At 71.1% G+C, this 18,152-nt stretch carries 13 protein-coding genes; 7 read left to right on the top strand and 6 right to left on the bottom strand.

The window, feature by feature from the left end; genetic code table 11:
• Positions 1-127: 127 nt before the first annotated feature.
• A complete protein-coding gene (locus tag IE242_RS23075) occupies positions 128-1,327 on the top strand; it encodes a glycosyltransferase 87 family protein (protein WP_229859359.1) in 1,200 nt (399 codons plus the stop codon).
• Between the two features lie 33 nt (positions 1,328-1,360).
• Here IE242_RS23075 and IE242_RS23070 read toward each other — a convergent pair whose 3' ends face one another.
• Entirely contained in the window at positions 1,361-2,008 is a 648-nt protein-coding gene (locus IE242_RS23070) for a TetR/AcrR family transcriptional regulator (RefSeq protein WP_373299568.1), read from the bottom strand.
• 150 nt (positions 2,009-2,158) lie between these two features.
• Between IE242_RS23070 and IE242_RS23065 the strand changes: the two genes are divergently transcribed.
• Positions 2,159-3,085, top strand: a complete 927-nt coding sequence (locus IE242_RS23065; protein WP_189862257.1) for an ABC transporter permease — start codon at positions 2,159-2,161, stop codon at positions 3,083-3,085.
• Entirely contained in the window at positions 3,078-3,914 is an 837-nt protein-coding gene (locus tag IE242_RS23060) for an ABC transporter ATP-binding protein (RefSeq protein WP_373299567.1), read from the top strand. The genes IE242_RS23065 and IE242_RS23060 overlap by 8 nt, the downstream gene beginning before the upstream one ends.
• Here the strand turns inward: IE242_RS23060 and IE242_RS23055 are convergent.
• Together IE242_RS23055 and IE242_RS23050 are read right to left on the bottom strand one after the other, a co-directional pair.
• Complete coding sequence (locus IE242_RS23055) at positions 3,895-4,377, bottom strand: GtrA family protein (protein WP_229859328.1); 483 nt, start codon at positions 4,375-4,377, stop codon at positions 3,895-3,897. The two genes, IE242_RS23060 and IE242_RS23055, sit on opposite strands and share 20 nt — an antisense overlap.
• A gap of 148 nt (positions 4,378-4,525) precedes the next feature.
• Complete coding sequence (locus IE242_RS23050; RefSeq protein ID WP_189862254.1) at positions 4,526-9,466, bottom strand: NAD-glutamate dehydrogenase; 4,941 nt, start codon at positions 9,464-9,466, stop codon at positions 4,526-4,528.
• 598 nt (positions 9,467-10,064) lie between these two features.
• On the opposite strand from IE242_RS23050, the gene IE242_RS23045 reads away from it, so the two are divergent.
• On the top strand, positions 10,065-10,631 hold the full coding sequence (locus tag IE242_RS23045) for a DJ-1/PfpI family protein (RefSeq protein WP_189862252.1): 567 nt from the start codon (positions 10,065-10,067) through the stop codon (positions 10,629-10,631).
• Between the two features lie 45 nt (positions 10,632-10,676).
• On the opposite strand, the gene IE242_RS23040 is transcribed toward IE242_RS23045, so the two are convergent.
• Together IE242_RS23040 and IE242_RS23035 are read right to left on the bottom strand one after the other, a co-directional pair.
• Positions 10,677-11,342 (bottom strand): HAD family hydrolase, encoded by a 666-nt coding sequence (locus IE242_RS23040; protein ID WP_189862250.1) that lies wholly within the window; start codon positions 11,340-11,342, stop codon positions 10,677-10,679.
• Positions 11,343-11,450: 108 nt separating this feature from the next.
• Positions 11,451-11,966 (bottom strand): DUF6912 family protein, encoded by a 516-nt coding sequence (locus IE242_RS23035; protein ID WP_189862248.1) that lies wholly within the window; start codon positions 11,964-11,966, stop codon positions 11,451-11,453.
• 370 nt (positions 11,967-12,336) lie between these two features.
• Between IE242_RS23035 and IE242_RS39250 the strand changes: the two genes are divergently transcribed.
• Positions 12,337-12,864: an Rv3235 family protein gene (locus tag IE242_RS39250; protein ID WP_189862246.1), complete on the top strand. Its 528-nt coding sequence runs from the start codon at positions 12,337-12,339 to the stop codon at positions 12,862-12,864.
• Positions 12,865-13,041: 177 nt separating this feature from the next.
• Here the strand turns inward: IE242_RS39250 and secA are convergent, their stop codons facing one another.
• Positions 13,042-15,861, bottom strand: coding sequence for a preprotein translocase subunit SecA (gene secA / locus IE242_RS23025; RefSeq protein ID WP_189862244.1), 2,820 nt, complete (start codon positions 15,859-15,861; stop codon positions 13,042-13,044).
• Between the two features lie 361 nt (positions 15,862-16,222).
• On the opposite strand from secA, the gene IE242_RS23020 reads away from it, so the two are divergent.
• Positions 16,223-16,795, top strand: a complete 573-nt coding sequence (locus IE242_RS23020; RefSeq protein ID WP_189862237.1) for a GNAT family N-acetyltransferase — start codon at positions 16,223-16,225, stop codon at positions 16,793-16,795.
• 121 nt (positions 16,796-16,916) lie between these two features.
• On the top strand, positions 16,917-18,116 hold the full coding sequence (locus IE242_RS23015) for a winged helix-turn-helix domain-containing protein (RefSeq protein ID WP_189862235.1): 1,200 nt from the start codon (positions 16,917-16,919) through the stop codon (positions 18,114-18,116).
• Positions 18,117-18,152 lie beyond the last annotated feature (36 nt).

Here is an 18,152-nt window from a genome sequence, read left to right as displayed (position 1 = left end):
CGCCCTTCTCCCCCTCCCTCCCCTCCTCCCGTCCCCCCTGCTCCCCCACCTCCGCGCCCGTCTGTTCTCCCTCGTCCGTTCCCGCCCGCTGCCCCTCGCCGCCGTCTGGCTGGCCACGCGCGCCCTGATGCTGTGGGTGCTCACCCATGACCATGCGCGCCTTCTGGGTGGCGGTGGCGTCGCCCGCGAGGTCCATCACCTGTACGCCCGGTGGTACGGCGTCCTGTCGCAGGGCGCCTATCCGGCGGGCGACCCGCTGTGGCAGTACCCGCCGGGCGCCGGGCCCGTGCTGCTGGCGCCCGGGGCGCTGCCCGGCCTGACGTACTTCCAGGCCTTCGTGACGCTGACCCTCGCCGCGGACGCCGTCATCGCGATCGCCCTCACGCGCGCGGGGACACGTTCCGGGCACAGCCTGCGCGGCGCCGCCCTGTGGACCGCGGCCCTGCCGCTGCTGCTGCACCTGCCGCTGGCGCGCTACGACGTGCAGGTCACCGCCTTCGCCGTCGTCGCCCTGCTGGCGATGACGGGGTCCCCGCGCGCGTGCGGTGCGCTGGCCGCCCTGGGCGCCCTGGTGAAGATCTGGCCCGCGCTGGCGGTGATCGGCACGCCCCGGGGCCGGACGACGAAGGAGACCTGGACGGCGGCCGTGGTCACCACGGGCGTACTGCTGGCCGCGCTCGCCGTCCTCTTCCCGCATCCGTTCGGCTTCCTGCGCCAGCAGGGCGGGCGGGGCGTGCAGATCGAGTCGCTGGGCGGCACGGCCCTGGCACTGGCCCGCCGGGCCGGCTGGGAGGGGACCGTGCGCTACCGGTACGGCGCGCTGGAGTACGTGGGCCCGTACGTGCCGCAGGCGGCCGCGGCCTCGCTCGCCCTGACCGCCGCCGCCCTCGGCGCCCTGCTGCTGTGGCGGCTGCGGGCCCGCCGCTGGTCACCGGCCACTCCGTACGACGCCGCGCTGTGCGCCGTCCTGCTCCTCACCGTCACCAGCAGGGTGATCAGCCCGCAGTACATGGTGTGGCTGCTGGGGCTCGCCGCCGTGTGCCTGACCTCGCGGCACACCGCTCAGCGCCCGGTCGCCGCGCTGCTCGTCGCGGCCACGGCGGTCACCGCGGTGATGTACCCCCCGCTCTACAAGGAGGTCATTCACGGCACCTGGACGGGCTGTGCGCTGCTGCTCCTGCGCAACGGCCTGCTGACGGCCGCGGCGGCGCTCTCCTTCGCCCGGCTGTGGCGCGGCACGGCCGGGCGCCACGGCCCTCCGCCGCCGGTCTTCCGTGCGGGACGCCGAGCACTCCGGCATCCCGCACGGACGCCTGTGTCGTTCTGACGCAACGGCCCCCTACAGCGAAGAGCGCGCCCCCTACAGCGCCTTGAGCGCCGCCGTCGTCGCCCTGGCCAGGCCCCGCAGATAGTCCTTCGGCAGCTTCTTCGGCGTACGGACCACCACCGCACGCCAGTAGAGCGGGCCGGAGATCAGGTCCAGGGCCAGGTCCTCGTCGACGTCCGCACGGATCTCGCCGCGCCCGGCCGCCGCCCGGACGATGCCGCTCGCGACGCCCTGCTGCCCCTCGCGCAGGGCCTTCTGCAGGGCCTCGGCGATCTCCGGGTTGCGGGCCGCCTCCGCCTGGAGATCGGGGATGACCTGGCCGGCCACCGGGTGGCGCAGGGCCCGGGAGGTCACCTCGTACAGCAGCCACAGATCCGTCTCGAGCGCTCCTGTGTCCGGCACCGGCAGGCCCTGCACCGCCACGGCCGAGACCAGATCCAGGACCAGGTGGAGCTTCGAGCGCCAGCGGCGGTAGACCGCCGTCTTGCCCACGCCCGCGCGGCGCGCGATGCCCTCGATGGACATCCGGGCGTAGCCGACGGCCGCGAGTTCCTCGAAGACCGCGGCGCGGATGGCCTCCGTCACGTCCTCGCGCAGCACGGCAGCCCCGGCGGGAGCCCGTCGGCGCGGCCTGCGCGGCGGCGCCCCGGAGGCGTCGGCGGCGTCGGCGTTCGCAGTCATGCCGACCAGCATAGGGGCGTTACGACGAAACGGTTGCGTTCCGACGTCGATCACCCCTACTCTCACGTTGCGACGATACGGTCCCGTCCCGACGTAACCCCGCACGAGAGCGGAGCGCGGGACGCCACCCCCCGAGCGAAAGCAGCGGATGTGAGCCAGGTCCTCCACACACCGCCCCCGACGACGGCCGGCTCCGCACCGGCCGCCGCCGAGTCCCCCGCGCAGCTCGCCGCGCGCCACGGCCTCAGCGTCAGCGGCGCCCGGCCCTCGCTGCCGCAGTACGTACGGCAGCTGTGGGCGCGCCGGCACTTCATCACCGCCTTCGCCACCGCCAAGCTCACCGCGCAGTACAGCCAAGCCAAGCTCGGCCAGCTCTGGCAGGTCGTGAACCCGCTGTTGAACGCCGCGGTCTACTACCTGATCTTCGGCGTCCTGATGGGCACCAAGCGGGGCGTGCCCGACTACGTGCCGTTCCTGGTGACCGGCGTCTTCGTGTGGACGTTCACGCAGAGCTCGATCATGGCGGGCACGAAGGCCGTCTCCGGCAGCCTCGGTCTCGTCCGCGCCCTGCACTTCCCACGGGCCTCGCTGCCCCTGTCGTACTGTCTGCAACAGCTCCAGCAGCTGCTGTTCTCGATGATCGTGCTGGTCGTCATCCTGCTCGCCTGCGGCGTCCCCGTCACCGCGTCCTGGCTGCTGATCGTGCCCGCGCTCGTACTGCAGTTCACGTTCAACGCGGGCGTGGCGATGGCCATGGCCCGCTTCGGGGCGAAGACGCCCGACGTCTCCCAGCTGATGCCGTTCGTGCTGCGCACCTGGATGTACGCGTCGGGCGTGATGTGGAGCCTCGACGTGGTCCTCGCCGACCGCGACCTCCCGTCCTGGGTGCACACCGTGCTGGAGTACAACCCGGCCGCCGTCTACATCGACCTCATGCGGTTCGCGCTGATCGACAGCTTCCAGGGGAGCCAGCTCCCCGACCACGTCTGGGCCGTCGCCCTGGGCTGGGCCCTGCTCGCCGGCATCGGCGGCTTCATCTACTTCTGGAAGGCTGAGGAGACGTACGGCCGTGGCTGACACCATCACCCGCCCCGCCGAGGGCCCGCGGAGCACGCACGGCACCGACACCGCCGAGCGCGTCCCCACCGTCATCGCCGACCGCGTCGACATCGTCTACCGCGTCAACGGCACCGGCGCCGGCCGTGGCACCGCCACCGCCGCGCTCAACCGCATCCTGCGCCGGAAGAAGACCGAGAAGGCGGCGGGCGTCCGCAGGGTGCACGCGGTGCGGAACGTGTCCTTCACCGCGTACCGCGGGGAGGCCATCGGACTGATCGGGACGAACGGCTCCGGCAAGTCCACCCTCCTCAAGGCCGTCGCCGGCCTGCTGCCCGTGGAGAACGGCCGCATCTACACCGACGGCCAGCCCTCCCTCCTCGGCGTCAACGCGGCCCTGATGAGTGACCTCACCGGCGAGCGCAACGTCTTCCTCGGCGGCCTCGCCATGGGCATGTCCCGCGACCAGGTCAGGGAGCGCTACCAGGAAATCGTCGACTTCTCCGGGATCAACGAGAAGGGCGACTTCATCACGCTGCCGATGCGCACGTACTCCTCCGGCATGGCCGCGCGGCTGCGGTTCTCCATCGCCGCCGCCAAGGACCACGACGTCCTCCTCGTCGACGAGGCCCTCGCCACCGGCGACCGCTCCTTCCAGAAGCGCTCCGAGGCCCGTATCCGCGAACTGCGCAAGCACGCGGGCACCGTCTTCCTGGTCAGCCACAACAACAAGTCGATCCGGGACACCTGCGACCGGGTGCTGTGGCTGGAGCGCGGCGAACTGCGCATGGACGGGCCGACGGCGGACGTGCTGAAGGAGTACGAGAAGTTCACGGGCGGGAAGAAGTAGCCCGGGCGAACACCCACGTCCGGTAGACGAGGAAGCGGAACGCCGAGGCGAGCCCGATCGACAGGGCCTTCGCCACATTGGAACCGACCGGTCCGCTCAGGCCCAGGCCGTCATGGGCGACGTAGAACAGCCCGCTCTCCATGAGGATGCCGAGGCAGCTGAAGACGAGGAACAGGGCGATCTGACGCCGGGCGCGCGCCGCCCGGTCGCGGTAGGCGAAGAAGCGGAAGCCCAGGTAGTTGGTGGCCATGGCGAGGCAGCTGGCGATCACCGTGGCCACCATGGGCGGCACGGCCCAGCCGTGCAGCAGGGCGTTGAAGACCAGGAGGTTGACGCCGACTCCGCTGCCGCCGACGATCCCGAACTTCACGACCTCGACGGCGAGACGACGGGTCCGTACACGCGCCGGAAAGGCACCGGTGCCCCGGGCGGGCCCGCGCACTCCGGCGAGGTTCACTGTCACGGGCCCGGGTCCTCCCTGTCGCCTGTCGGACAATCGGGGCAACGATAACCCGAACATCCTGTTTGCCCCGGAAAGGCACTCCCCGCGCGCCGAACGGGGGCGCCCCCGGACCCACCAGGGCCCGGGGGCGCCCCCGCCTTCGTTCGCCCTACTGGCTGCGCAGCAGCGTCCGCATCGTCCGCATCGCCACCGACAGGTTCGCCAGGTCGAAGGAGTCCGACCCGTGGATCTCCTCCAGCGTCGTGCGCGCCCGGCTCAGGATCGGCGCGTTCTTCTGCTCCCACACCTTGAAGCGCTGCTCGGGCGTCGACGTGCCGTTGCCCGCCGACAGGACGTCGGACGTGAGCGCCGCGTGGGCCGCGTACAGGTCCTCGCGGATCGCCGCGCGGGCCATGGACTGCCAGCGGTCGGCGCGGGGCAGCTCGATGATGCGGTCCATGAGCTGGGTGATCCGCAGCCGGTCCGCGAGGTCGTAGTAGACCTCGGCGACCTCCAGCGGGTCCCGGTCCACCCGGTGGGCCACCGTGACGATGTCGAGCGCCGGGAAGGCGGAGGAGAACCCGGCCACCCGTGTGGCGAGTTCCTCCGGGACGCCCGCGTCCGCCAGCTCGTCGTGGATCTTCTGGTACCACTCCAGGTCCGCGCCGCGCAGCAGCTTGGGCAGCTCGGCCCAGACCCGGCCCACGCCCTCCTCGAAGAACGCGATGGTCTCGGTGAGCTCCAGCGGCTGCGGCCGGTTGTTGAGCAGCCAGCGCGTACCGCGCTCGACCAGCCGGCGCGAGTGCAGCCGGATCCGGGTCTGCACCTCGGCCTCGACCTTGTTGTCCAGGGCCTCCACCGCGTCCCACACCGGCCCCGAGCGGAAGATCGCGCGGGCCGCGGTCTGCGCCCGGACGATCTCCTCCAGCGAGGCTCCGGTCTCCTCCCGCAGCCGGTGCAGATAGGTCGTACCGCCCGTGTTGACCGTGTCGTTGACCAGCACGGTCGTGGTGATCTCACGGCGCAGCGGGTGGCTGTCGATGTGCTCGGCGAACTGCTCGCGCAGCGCCGTCGGGAAGTACGCGTGCAGCAGGCCGCGCAGATACGGGTCGTCGGGCAGCGAGGTGTGCAGCAGCTCCTCGGCGACCGTGATCTTCGTGTAGGCCAGCAGCACGGCCGTCTCCGGGCCGGTCAGGCCGTGCCCGCCGGCGAGGCGCTCGCGGATCTGGCGGTCGGTGGGGAGGAACTCCAGCGCCCGGTCGAGCCGGCCCGCGCGCACCAGATGACGGATGAACCGCTGCTGGGCGTGGAGCATGTCCTTGGACTGGGCGAGGGCGTTGGCGAGCGCCGTGTTCTGCGCGTAGTTGTTGCGCAGCACCAGCGCGCCGACCTCGTCGGTCATCTCGGCGAGCAGCTTGTTGCGCTGCTTGACGGTCATGTCGCCGTCGGTGACCAGGCCGTTGAGCAGGATCTTGATGTTCACCTCGTGGTCGGAGGTGTCCACGCCCGCGCTGTTGTCGATGGCGTCGGTGTTGATCCGGCCGCCCTGCCGCGCGAACTCGATCCGGCCCAGCTGGGTCAGGCCCAGGTTGCCGCCCTCGCCGACGACCTTGGCCCGGAGGTCCTTGCCGTCGACGCGGATGGCGTCGTTGCCCTTGTCGCCGACGTCCGCGTGCGACTCGGCGGACGCCTTGACGTACGTACCGATGCCGCCGTTCCACAGCAGGTCGACCGGCGCCTGCAGGATCGCCTTCATCAGGTCGGCGGGGGTCATCTTGCCGACGCCCGCCTCGATGCCGAGGGCGTCCCGGATGTGCTTGTTGAGCGGGATCGCCTTGGCGGTCCGCTCGAACACGCCGCCGCCCGCCGACAGCAGCGCGGTGTCGTAGTCGGCCCACGAGGAGCGCGGCAGCTCGAACAGCCGGCGGCGCTCGGCGTACGAGGTGGCCGCGTCCGGGGTCGGGTCGATGAAGATGTGCCGGTGGTCGAAGGCGGCGACCAGGCGGATGTGCTCGCTCAGCAGCATGCCGTTGCCGAACACGTCACCGGACATGTCGCCGATGCCGACCACCGTGAAGTCCTCGGCCTGGGTGTCCACGCCCAGCTCGCGGAAGTGCCGCTTGACGGACTCCCAGGCACCGCGCGCGGTGATGCCCATCTTCTTGTGGTCGTAGCCCGCCGAGCCACCGGAGGCAAAGGCGTCGCCGAGCCAGAAGTTGTAGCTCTGCGCGACCTCGTTGGCGATGTCGGAGAAGGTCGCCGTGCCCTTGTCGGCCGCGACGACGAGGTACGTGTCGTCCTCGTCGTGCCGGACGACGTCGGCGGGCGGCACGACCTCGCCGGCCACCATGTTGTCGGTGATGTCGAGCAGGGCGGAGATGAACGTCCTGTAGCTGGCGACGCCCTCGGCCAGCCAGGCGTCACGGTCCACGCCCGGGTCCGGCAGCTGCTTGGCGACGAAGCCGCCCTTGGCGCCCACCGGCACGATGACGGTGTTCTTCACCATCTGCGCCTTGACCAGGCCGAGGATCTCGGTACGGAAGTCCTCGCGCCGGTCCGACCAGCGCAGACCACCGCGCGCGACCTTGCCGAACCTCAGGTGCACGCCCTCCACGCGCGGCGAGTACACCCAGATCTCGTACGCCGGGCGCGGCGCCGGGAGGTCCGGGATGGCCTGCGGGTCGAACTTCATGGAGACGTACTCGTGCGACCTGCCGCCCCGCGCCTCCTGGAAGAAGTTGGTCCGCAGGGTGGCCTTGATGACGGTCAGGAAGGACCGCAGGATCCGGTCCTCGTCGAGGCTCGCCACCTGGTCGAGGGCGCTGTCGAGTTCCTCCAGCAGCGCGTCGACGAGCTCGTGGCCGGCCTTCTGCCGGTCCGGCGACATCCGCGCCTCGAACAGCGACACGAGCAGGCGGGTGGTGTGGACGTTGTGCCGGAGGGTGTCCTCCATGTAGTCCTGGCTGAACGTGGAGCCCGCCTGCCGCAGGTACTTCGCGTACGCCCGCAGCACCATGGCCTGCCGCCAGGTCAGCCCGGCGCTGAGCACCAGCGCGTTGAACCCGTCGTTCTCGGCGCGCCCGGTCCAGGTCGCCGCGAAGGCCTCCTGGAACCGCTCGCGTCCGCCGTCGCCCAGGGAGTCCCCGTTGCCGTTCTCCGACTTGGGCATCCGCAGCCCGAAGTCGTAGATCCAGGCGGTCGTACGGTCCGCGCAGCGCAGCTCGTACGGCCGCTCGTCGACGACCTCGACACCGAGCCGGCTGAGCACGGGCAGGACCGCGGACAGGGAGACCGACCCGCCCTTGCGGTAGATCTTGAAGCGGCGCTCGCCGGGGCCCGCCCCCACGGGCTCGTACAGGCTGAGCGCGAAGTCCTCGCCGTCCTCCGCCGTGCCGAGCTCCTCGAGGCGGACGAGGTCCGCGACGGCGGAGCGCGGGGAGTGGTCGGCCTTGTAGCCCTCGGTGAAGGCGCCTCCGTACCGGCGCAGCAGCTCGGCCGCGCGCTCCTCGCCGAACTCGGCGTTCAGCGCCTCGCCGAAGCCGTCGGCCCAGGAGCGGGTGGCCTCCACCAGCCGCGTCTCGATGCGCTCCTTGTCGGCGTCGCTGAGGTGGGGCAGCTCGGTGCCCTGCGGGACACGGACCACGAAGTGCAGCCGGGAGAGCACCGACTCGGTGTTCCAGGCCGTGAAGTCGACGCTGATGCCGCCGAGTTCCTCCTTGAGGATCTCGATGATGCGCAGCCGCACCGCCGTGGTGTACCGGTCGCGCGGCAGGTAGACGAGGGCGGAGTAGTAGCGCCCGTACTCGTCCTGGCGCAGGTAGAGCCGGAGCCGGCGCCGCTCCTGGAGGTAGAGCACGGAGGTGACGATGGAGAGCAGTTCTCCGGCGGGCGTCTGGAAGAGCTCGTCGCGCGGGTACGTCTCCAGGATCTGCAGCAGGTCGCGTCCGTCGTGGCTGTTGGGCGAGAACCCGGCGCGCCGGAGCACCTCCTCCACCTTGCGGCGGACGACGGGCACCCGGCGCACGGACTCGGTGTACGCGGCGGACGAGAACAGCCCGAGGAACCGCCGCTCCCCGATCACGTTCCCCTCGGCGTCGAACTTCTTCACGCCCACGTAGTCGAGGTAGCTCGGCCGGTGCACGGTGGCGCGGCTGTTGGCCTTGGTGAGGACGAGCAGCCGGTGCTCGCGGGCCTTGGCGCGGGCGTCGGCCGGAAGGCGCTCGAAGGACGGGCTGACGGGGTGGTCGTCCTCGCCGTGGTGCTTGGGGTCGGCGCGCAGGATGCCGAGCCCGGTGCCGGCGACGGCGGCGAGCGAGTCGTCGTCCCGCAGGCGGTACTCCCGGTACCCGAGGAAGGTGAAGTGGTCGTCCGCCAGCCAGCGCAGCAGCTCGCGGGCCTCCTCGATCTCCTCGCGGCGCAGGTCGTCCGCGACGGGTTCGGCGGGCAGCTCGTCGGCGATACGGACCGCCGCGTCGCGCATCTTCTCCCAGTCCTCGACGGCCTCGCGCACGTCGGACAGCACCCGCAGCAGATCGGCGGTGATCTGCTTCAGGTCGGCGCGGTCGGTCTCACGGTCGATCTCGACGTGGATCCAGGACTCGACGTGGGCGTCGTGCGGCAGCTCGCCGGCGGCCGGGCTGTCGGTGCGGAGCTCGATCAGCCGTCCGGTGACATCGCGCCGGACGACGATCTGCGGGTGGATGACGACGTGGATGCCGCGTCCCTGACGGGACAGCTCGTTGGTGACGGAGTCGACGAGGAAGGGCATGTCGTCCGTGACGACCTCGACGACGGAGTGGCTGCACGTCCAGCCGTTCTCCTCGACGGTCGGGGTGTGCACCCGCACGCTGGCGGTGCCCTGCGGGCGGTTCTCGGCCAGCCGGTAGTGCGAGAAAGCGGCTCCGAGGACGTCGACCGGGTCGCGGTCGGTGAGGTCCTCCGGGGCGGTGTGCAGGTAGTAGCGCTGGAGGTAGGCGAGCACGGTGTCCCGGTCCGGGGCGCCCTCGCCTGTCGTCCCGGTCGGTAGGTGCCCCCCGACCGGACTGTTCTCAGCTACCCGAGCGGCCCGATCGAGCAGCTCGGCCTTGGCTTCGTCCAGCTTGGTCTGCATTGTCCTCTGGCTCCTGTCGCGCGCCGTTGCGTGACGTTGAAGGTGGTACGGGAAAACTGGGTGAAACGGGTAAACAGGGTGTACTGCCCTTCGACGCGACGCCGAGACACGGGGTGTCCGGTCTGTTCCGACGCTATGCCGCAGGGTGAGAGGGGCGAGGGGTTATCGGCCAATTTCGGCATCCCCGAAAGGTGTGATGCTGCTCTCGACGAGCCGCCTCGGGGAGTCTCCGGCGTCGTGGGAGCGCTTCCGGCTCCCTCCCGCCCGGACGGATCGGCGACCGCCGCCCGGCCACGGCTGTCGGCCGTGCTCACCGGGCGCAGGGCAGGGACGACGAGGCCCCCGCGAACTATCGCGCTGATCACCTCACAAGGCTATCGCTCCGGACGGGTGCCCCGTCATGAGCCGTATGTGTACAAAACCGGGGGTCGAAGTTTGACGTTCCGCACAGGGACAAGAGGCGGAAGGTGAGGTGATGACGTATTCGGGGTCGCATGGCGCAAGACGCACGCCCCCTTGGCAAGCCCTTCGCCGCGAGGCACGTTGCCCATGACGCCCAGCCGTGGCGCGTCCACCACATCGAGAGGAGCACAGCGACATGTCAGCCAAGGTCCTGATCGTCACCGGCGACGCCGCGGAGTCACTGGAGGTCCTGTACCCCTACCAGCGCCTGCGGGAGGAGGGTTACGAGGTCCACATCGCGGCCCCCGCCCGCAAGAAACTCCGGTTCGTCGTCCACGACTTCGAACCCGGCTTCGACACGTACACCGAGAAGCCCGGCTACACCTGGCCCGCCGACCTCGCCTTCTCGGAGGTCGACCCCGGCCAGTACGCCGCCCTGGTCGTCCCCGGCGGCCGGGCTCCGGAGTACCTCCGCAACGACCCCGAGCTCCGCAAGATCCTGAAGTCCTTCTTCGACACGGACAAGCCGGTGGCCCAGATCTGCCACGGCCCGCTGCTGACCGCCGCCGTCGGCGCCCTCCGCGGCCGCCGCGTCACGGCGTACCCGGCGCTGGAGCTGGACATGCAGGCCGCCGGCGCCACTTTCCAGGACGCCGAGGCGGTCGTCGACGGCACGCTCGTCTCGTCCCGCGCCTGGCCGGACCACTCCCGCTGGATGCGGGAGTTCCTCACGGTGCTGCGGGCGAAGGCGCCGGTGACCTGACGCCGCGGGCTCCTCCACCGCGGCCGCGGAGCCGCGGAAAACGCCTCACGCCACCAGCCGCTCCGCCTCCGTCACCGCCTCCTCCAGGGTGTCGACCACGGGCACGCCCACGGCCTCGAGGCTGGCGCGGCTGTGGGACCCCCCGGTGTAGAGCACGGCCTGGGCGCCGACGTGCCGCGCCGATATGGCGTCATCGGCCGCGTCCCCGATCACGACCACGCTCGAGGGGTCCGGACCGGCCAGCGCGGACAGGTGCCGCACCATGTGCTCGGCCTTGCTGCCGCCGGACGGTCCGGTCCGCCCGTCGACGCGTATGAAGTGCGGCTCGATCCCGAAGCCCCGGACCAGCGGGACCAGTTCCTCGTGCCCGTACATGCTCAGGATGGACTGGCTGCGCCCGGCCGACGCCCAGTCGGCGAGCAGCGCCGGCACGCCCTCGGTGAGCCCGCAGGCCGTGCGGTGCTCCGCGTAGTGCCGGTGGAAGATCGCGTCCATGACCTCCCACTCGTCGTCCGTCGGCAGCCGGCCGATCAGCCGCTCGTAGAACTTCGGCACCGGCACGCAGTACAGCGCCCGGTACCGCTCCAGCGTGATCTGCTCCAGGCCGAGCTCCGCGAAGGCGGCGTTCGTCGCTCCGATGATCGCGTCGTTGTCGTGGAACAGGGTGCCGTTCCAGTCCCAGACGATGTGCGCTGCTCCGTGCTTCCCCATACGAAGAAAGTACCCGCAGCCACTGACAACGGACCGTGACCGGCTACGCACGGTCGGCGGCCGGACGGTGGACGGGCAGCGGCCGGACGGCGGACGGGCAGCAGCCGGTCAGTCCGCCAGGCCCACCAGGTTGGGGATCTCCTGCGTCGCGTACCACAGCAGCTCGTGGTCCCCGGCCCCGTCCACGGTGAACTGGGCGTCGTCGTCGCCCTGGTCCGCCGCGCCCAGAGCGGCCGCGGCCGCCGAGACGTCGGCCTCGGCGTCGTCCGCGTCGACATGTACGGCGGCGGCCTTGGCCAGCGGCACGGGGCCGGACACCCGTACCTCGCCGAGCGCCGCGGGGTCGAGCCCTCGGTCCGGGTCGGCCACGGCCGCCCCGTCGGGTACGTCCGCGGCGACGACGACCCGCCGCCGGGCGGACCCGGGGTCCACCGCGAGGAGCCGGAGGGAGGCGAGGGCGGCGCGGTTGAGCGCGGCGTACTCCAGCTCCTCGATGTCGTCGGAGAGGTACCACTCGCGCAGTGCCGGCGTCACGGCGTACGCGACGAACGGTCCGTCTCCCAGCTCGCCGGTCTTGTACGCCTCGGCGAGACCGGGGAGGGTCAGAGGGACGTAGACGCGCATGGCGAGCCGCTTTCGTAGTCGGGACGGGCCACCGGCGGTACACGGAGGACGTCCGGGTCCTGTGGAACCCGTCCGGCGGCCCCGCGCCTCCGGAGAGTCACCAGGATACGTGTGGGGTCCCCCATCGGGCCCCCGCCCGCGCCCTCGGCGGCGTCCACCCGTCACCTCGCGGTTCACCCGGCACGCCCCGGGAACCCCACGTGCTCCACTCCGCCGCATCACCCTGATAGGTGAACGTTCCGGCCGCCCCGTGGCACCTCCGGGTTCCCTTGCGGCTGCCGCGCGGGGCCCCGTACAAGGTCTCCCACAAAGAGTTACCGACCAGTATCAACCGTCGGCACTGGTCACCACCTCACACAACGGGGACCCCATGAACAAGGTCATGACCAGGACCAGGTGCAGCACCCCTGGCACCCGCCCGCCCACTCGCCCGCCCAACCGCCACGAGACCCGTCGCCCCGGCGGCCCACCGGCCCGCACGCGCCGGGGCGACGGCCGCTCGACACCAGCATCGGCAGCTTCGGGATCCGTCCCTCTCCGGCCCTCCGTTCCGCAGCCCCGCCCCACCGATCACTTCGCCGAGCTGCTGCTCGCGGTACTGAGCGGGCAGCGCCCGGTACACAGCATGCTGCGGCACACCGTGGGCCGCGCCTATGACGAACTGGCCTGGCTCGCCGAGCGCAGCCCGCTGCGCACCCTGCGCGGCACACGCCCCGTCGTGCGCGACATCGGCTATGAGGTACCCCGGCCCGGGGCCATCGAGGCCTTCGCCCGCATCGGCGCCGGCGACCGGCTCCGCGCCATGGCCTTCCGGCTGGAGCACGGCCCCGGCAACCGCTGGCGCTGCGCGGCCGTGGAGCTGGGCGGCCCGAGAATGCCGCACTCGAAGGACGACTGAGGATCCCGGGGAGAGCCGGGACCTGGGATGCGAAGGGCCGAGGAGCACTCGGGGACGCCGAGGGCCGGGCACCCCTGGGGGTGCCCGGCCCTCACTCGGCTGTTCCGGCTGTCGCTCCAGCTGTCGCTCCAGCTGTTCTTCGCGGAGCGGTCCACGGACCGTTCCGCGGAGCGACCGTCACTTCTTGCGGCGCCGGCCACCCTTCGCCTGCTTGCGGCGCTCCGCGCGCGTGAGGCCGTCGGCCTCGGAGCGGACGGGCTCGTCGTCGGTGGCCAGGTCGCCCTCGACCACGCCGCCCTCGCCGTCCACGGTCGGCGCGGAGAAGTGCAGCCGCTCCCGGCGCTGCGGGGCCTCCAGGCCCTTGGCGCGGATCTCCGGGCGGGCGCCCGCCTGGGCCGGCACCGCGTCCTGCTTCTCCAGCGACGGAGCCGGCCCGGCGTCCTCGACGGGGACCTCCTCGACCTGCTGCTCGACCTGGACCTCCAGGTTGAACAGATAGCCGACGGACTCCTCCTTGATGCCGTCCATCATGGCGGTGAACATGTCGAAGCCCTCGCGCTGGTACTCGACCAGCGGGTCCTTCTGCGCCATCGCGCGCAGGCCGATGCCCTCCTGGAGGTAGTCCATCTCGTAGAGGTGCTCGCGCCACTTGCGGTCGAGGACCGACAGGACGACGCGGCGCTCCAGCTCACGCATGATGTCGGAGCCGAGCTGCTCCTCCCGCGACTCGTACTGCGCGTGGATGTCGTCCTTGACGGACTCGGCGATGAACTCCGCGGTCAGCCCGGCCCGGTCGCCGGCCGCCTCCTCCAGCTCCTCGACGGTGACCTTCACCGGGTAGAGCTGCTTGAACGCGCCCCACAGCCGGTCGAGGTCCCACTCCTCGGCGAAGCCCTCGGCGGTCTCGGCGGCGATGTACGCGTCGATCGTGTCGTCCATGAAGTGCAGGATCTGCTCGCGCAGGTCCTCGCCCTCCAGAACGCGGCGCCGCTCGCCGTAGATGACCTCGCGCTGACGGTTGAGGACCTCGTCGTACTTGAGGACGTTCTTGCGGGTCTCGAAGTTCTGCTGCTCGACCTGCGACTGGGCGGACGCGATCGCGCGCGTGACCATCTTGTTCTCGATCGGCACGTCGTCCGGCACGTTCGCCATGGACATCACGCGCTCGACCATCTGGGCCTTGAACAGGCGCATCAGGTCGTCGCCGAGGGACAGGTAGAAGCGGGACTCGCCCGGGTCGCCCTGACGGCCGGAGCGGCCGCGCAGCTGGTTGTCGATCCGGCGGGATTCGTGCCGCTCGGTACCGAGCACGTAGAGCCCGCCGAGCTCCTCGACCTCTTCCTTCTCCTCCTTGACGGCCTGCTCGGCCTTCTCCAGGGCGGCGGGCAGGGCCGCGGCCCACTCCTCGATGTGCTCCTCGGGGTCGAGGCCGCGCTGGCGCAGCTCCGCCTCGGCGAGGTCCTCGGGGTTGCCGCCGAGCTTGATGTCGGTACCGCGGCCCGCCATGTTGGTGGCCACGGTGACGGCGCCCTTGCGGCCGGCCTGGGCGACGATCGTCGCCTCTCTGTCGTGCTGCTTGGCGTTCAGCACCTCGTGCTGGATGCCCCGCTTGGCGAGCTGCTGCGACAGGTACTCGGACTTCTCGACCGAGGTGGTGCCGACGAGGATCGGCTGGCCCTTCTCGTGCTTCTCGGCGATGTCGTCGACGACCGCGTCGAACTTCGCGACCTCGGTGCGGTAGATCAGGTCCGACTGGTCCTTGCGGACCATCGGCTTGTTGGTCGGGATCGGGACGACGCCGAGCTTGTAGATCTGGTGGAACTCGGCGGCCTCGGTCATCGCCGTACCGGTCATGCCGGAGAGCTTGTTGTAGAGGCGGAAGAAGTTCTGCAGGGTGATCGTGGCGAGCGTCTGGTTCTCGTCCTTGATCGGCACCGCTTCCTTGGCCTCGATCGCCTGGTGCATGCCCTCGTTGTAGCGGCGGCCGGCGAGGATACGGCCGGTGTGCTCGTCGACGATCATGACCTCGTCGTCGATGACGACGTAGTCCTTGTCCTTCTTGAAGAGCTCCTTGGCCTTGATGGCGTTGTTCAGGTAGCCCACCAGCGGGGTGTTCACCGACTCGTAGAGGTTGTCGATGCCCAGCCAGTCCTCGACCTTGCTGACGCCGGACTCGTGGATGGCGACCGTGCGCTTCTTCTCGTCGACCTCGTAGTCGCCGGTCTCCTCGATGCCCTTGAGGGGGTTGCCGGCCTCACCGCGCTTGAGGCGCTTGACCAGCTTGGCGAAGTCGCCGTACCACTTGGTGGCCTGGTCCGCCGGGCCGGAGATGATCAGCGGCGTACGCGCCTCGTCGACGAGGATGGAGTCGACCTCGTCGACGATGGCGAAGTTGTGGCCGCGCTGGACGAGCTCGTCCTTGGACCACGCCATGTTGTCGCGGAGGTAGTCGAAGCCGAACTCGTTGTTCGTGCCGTACGTGATGTCGCAGCTGTACTGCTCGCGGCGCTGGGCCGGCGTCATGTTCGCGAGGATGCAGCCGACGCTCAGACCGAGGAACTTGTGGACGCGGCCCATCATCTCGGAGTCGCGCTCGGCCAGGTAGTCGTTGACCGTGATGAGGTGGACGCCCTCGCCGGACAGGGCGTTCAGGTACGCGGGCAGGGTGCCCACCAGCGTCTTGCCCTCACCGGTCTTCATCTCGGCCACGTAGCCCAGGTGCAGGGCGGCGCCGCCCATCAGCTGCACGTCGTAGTGGCGCTGGCCGAGGACGCGCTTGGCTGCCTCGCGGACGGTGGCGAACGCCTCGGGCAGCAGATCGTCCAGGCTCTCACCGTCCTGGTACCGCTGCTTGTACTCATCGGTGAGGGCCCGCAGCTCGGCGTCGGAGAGGTCGGTGAAGTCCTCTTCGATGGAGTTGACCTGGTCCGCGATGCGGTGCAGCTTGCGCAGGATCTTGCCTTCGCCTGCACGCATGATCTTCGAGAGGACGGACACGGGGGTTTGTCTCCTTGCCGGTCGGGCCTGGGACGGTCGGTTGTACTGACAGGGTCGATAGCAGCTTTGAGCAACGGCCATCGTAAGCGAGGACCCCGCCGCGCCGGGAGGTCTGGCCGTGACAACCAACCAGGACAACGGACGGGCGTGGCGGATGGTGCCGCGTCGGGTCCACGAAATGCGTGAATCGTAGTCGGGCGCTCACACGGTGCCGATCCGCGCCCGCACCCCCGCGCGACCGTCCCGTCCCCGTGCCGTCCTGTGCCGGAACCGGCCGAACACGGCCCTTCCCGTACCCGATCCACGCCGGATTCGCCTGAAAAGATTGGCGGCCTTTTCGCGCACCGCGCAGAATCGCCCGATGGACCCCGTCACTCTCACCACCGGCCGACTGCTCCTGCGCACGGTGGGCCCGCAGGACACCGACGCGGTGTACGCGGCCTGCCAGGACCCGGACATCCAGCGCTGGACCACCGTCCCGTCGCCGTATCTCCGGGAGCACGCGGAAGGGTTCGTCGGGCAGCTGACGCCCGGTGGCTGGGCGAACGACTCGATGTTCACGTTCGGCGCCTTCCTGCCCTCCGGGCAGCTGGCGGCCATGCTCGGGCTCACCCTGGTGCGTCCCCTCGGCACGGGTGAGATCGGCTTCTGGGCGACGAAGGAGCACCGCGGCAACGGTTACGTCACCGAGGCCGTCCTCGCCGTCTGCCGCTGGGTGTTCACCTCGGTCGGGCTGGACCGCGTGGAGTGGCGCGCGGAGGTGGGCAACCACGCCTCGCGCGCGGTCGCTGTGAAGGCGGGCTTCACCGTGGAGGGCGTCCTCCGGTCGGCCATCGACAACAAGGGCGTGCGCCGGGACTGCTGGGTGGGCTCGCTGCTGCCGTCGGACCTGGGGCTCCCGTCGACGGCTGCGTACCTGCCGGCGCCCTCGTGACGGCCGCGGGCGACCGCCCGCTCATCGGACCGGCCGTCACGGAGGGGCGCCCCACCGTCGGCCGGACCGTGACCTCGCAGCTCAGCCCCCGCTGTCAGTGGCACCGCCTATCGTGCGGGGCATGACGAGCCTGCCGCGTCCCACCGCCGAACTCTCCGCCGACGAGGCCCGCCGTATCGCCCTGCGCGCACAGGGCTTCCTGGGCGCCCCCGACCGCCGGGCGGGCGTCCGGGGGGTGCTGCGCCATCTGGGGGCGGTCCAGCTGGACACCATCTCGGTCCTGGCCCGTTCGCATGAGCTCGTGTCGTACGCCCGCCTCGGCGCCGTGGGCCGCAGGACCGTCGAGAGCGCCTACTGGGGCACCGCCCCGGGCACGGCCCCGGCGCGGCCCCACGCCTTCGAGTACTGGTCGCACGCGGCCTGCATCCTCCCCGTCGAGGAGTGGCCCCACTTCGCCTTCCGCCGCCGCGCCTACCGCGCCCGTCCACACTGGAACCACGCTCTTCCGGACGGTGCGTACGACCGAGTGATCAAGCAGCTGCGCGCCGAGGGCCCGCTCACGGCGACGGAGCTGGGCGGCGCGAAGCGGACCAGCGAGTGGTGGGACTGGTCCGGTGAGAAGGTCGCCGTGGAGCGTGCCCTGATGTACGGCGAGGTGGTCTGTGTGGAGCGCCGCGGCTGGAAGCGGGTGTACGACCTCGCCGAGCGGGCGATCCCGGACGACCTGCTGCACACCGAGCTGGACGACGCCGAGTGCCTGCGCCGTCTCGTGCGCCTCGCCGGCGAGGCCCTCGGCGTCGGCACGCGCGCGGACATCGCGGACTACCACCGCCTCAAGGGGGAGCAGGTCGACGCGGTGATCGCGGACTCGGGTCTGGTCCCGGTGACGGTCGAGGGCTGGGGCAGGCCCGCCTGGGCCGATCCGGCGGCCCTCGCGACACCGCCGCGCGGCCGCCACCGTACGACGCTCCTGTCCCCCTTCGACTCCCTGATCTGGGAGCGGGCCCGCACAGAACGCATCTTCGGCTTCACACACCGCCTGGAGGCGTATGTCCCCAAGCGCAAGCGCGTGTACGGCTACTTCGCGATGCCCGTCCTCGCGGGGGGCCGGATCGTCGGCCGCGTGGACCCCGCCCGCGACGGCCGCACCCTGGTGGCGAAGCAGGTGACCCTCCAGGACCGCAAGGCGGTTCCCGCCGTGGCCCAGGCCCTGCTGGAGGCCGCGACCTGGGTGGACTGCGCGGACATACGTGTGGAGCGCGTGGACGCCCCGGAGCTCGGCGAGCCGCTGGCCAGGGAACTGGCCCGCGCACTGGCGTGATGACAACCGGCCCGCGCCTTCGCCATTCGCCGGGCG

Origin of the sequence: Streptomyces poonensis (genome assembly GCF_014650915.1) — a bacterium.
In the GTDB taxonomy this organism is placed as follows: Bacteria; Actinomycetota; Actinomycetes; order Streptomycetales; family Streptomycetaceae; genus Streptomyces; species Streptomyces poonensis.
The sequence above is the reverse complement of the archived record's forward strand: the minus strand, read 5'-3'. Positions and strand labels throughout refer to the sequence as shown.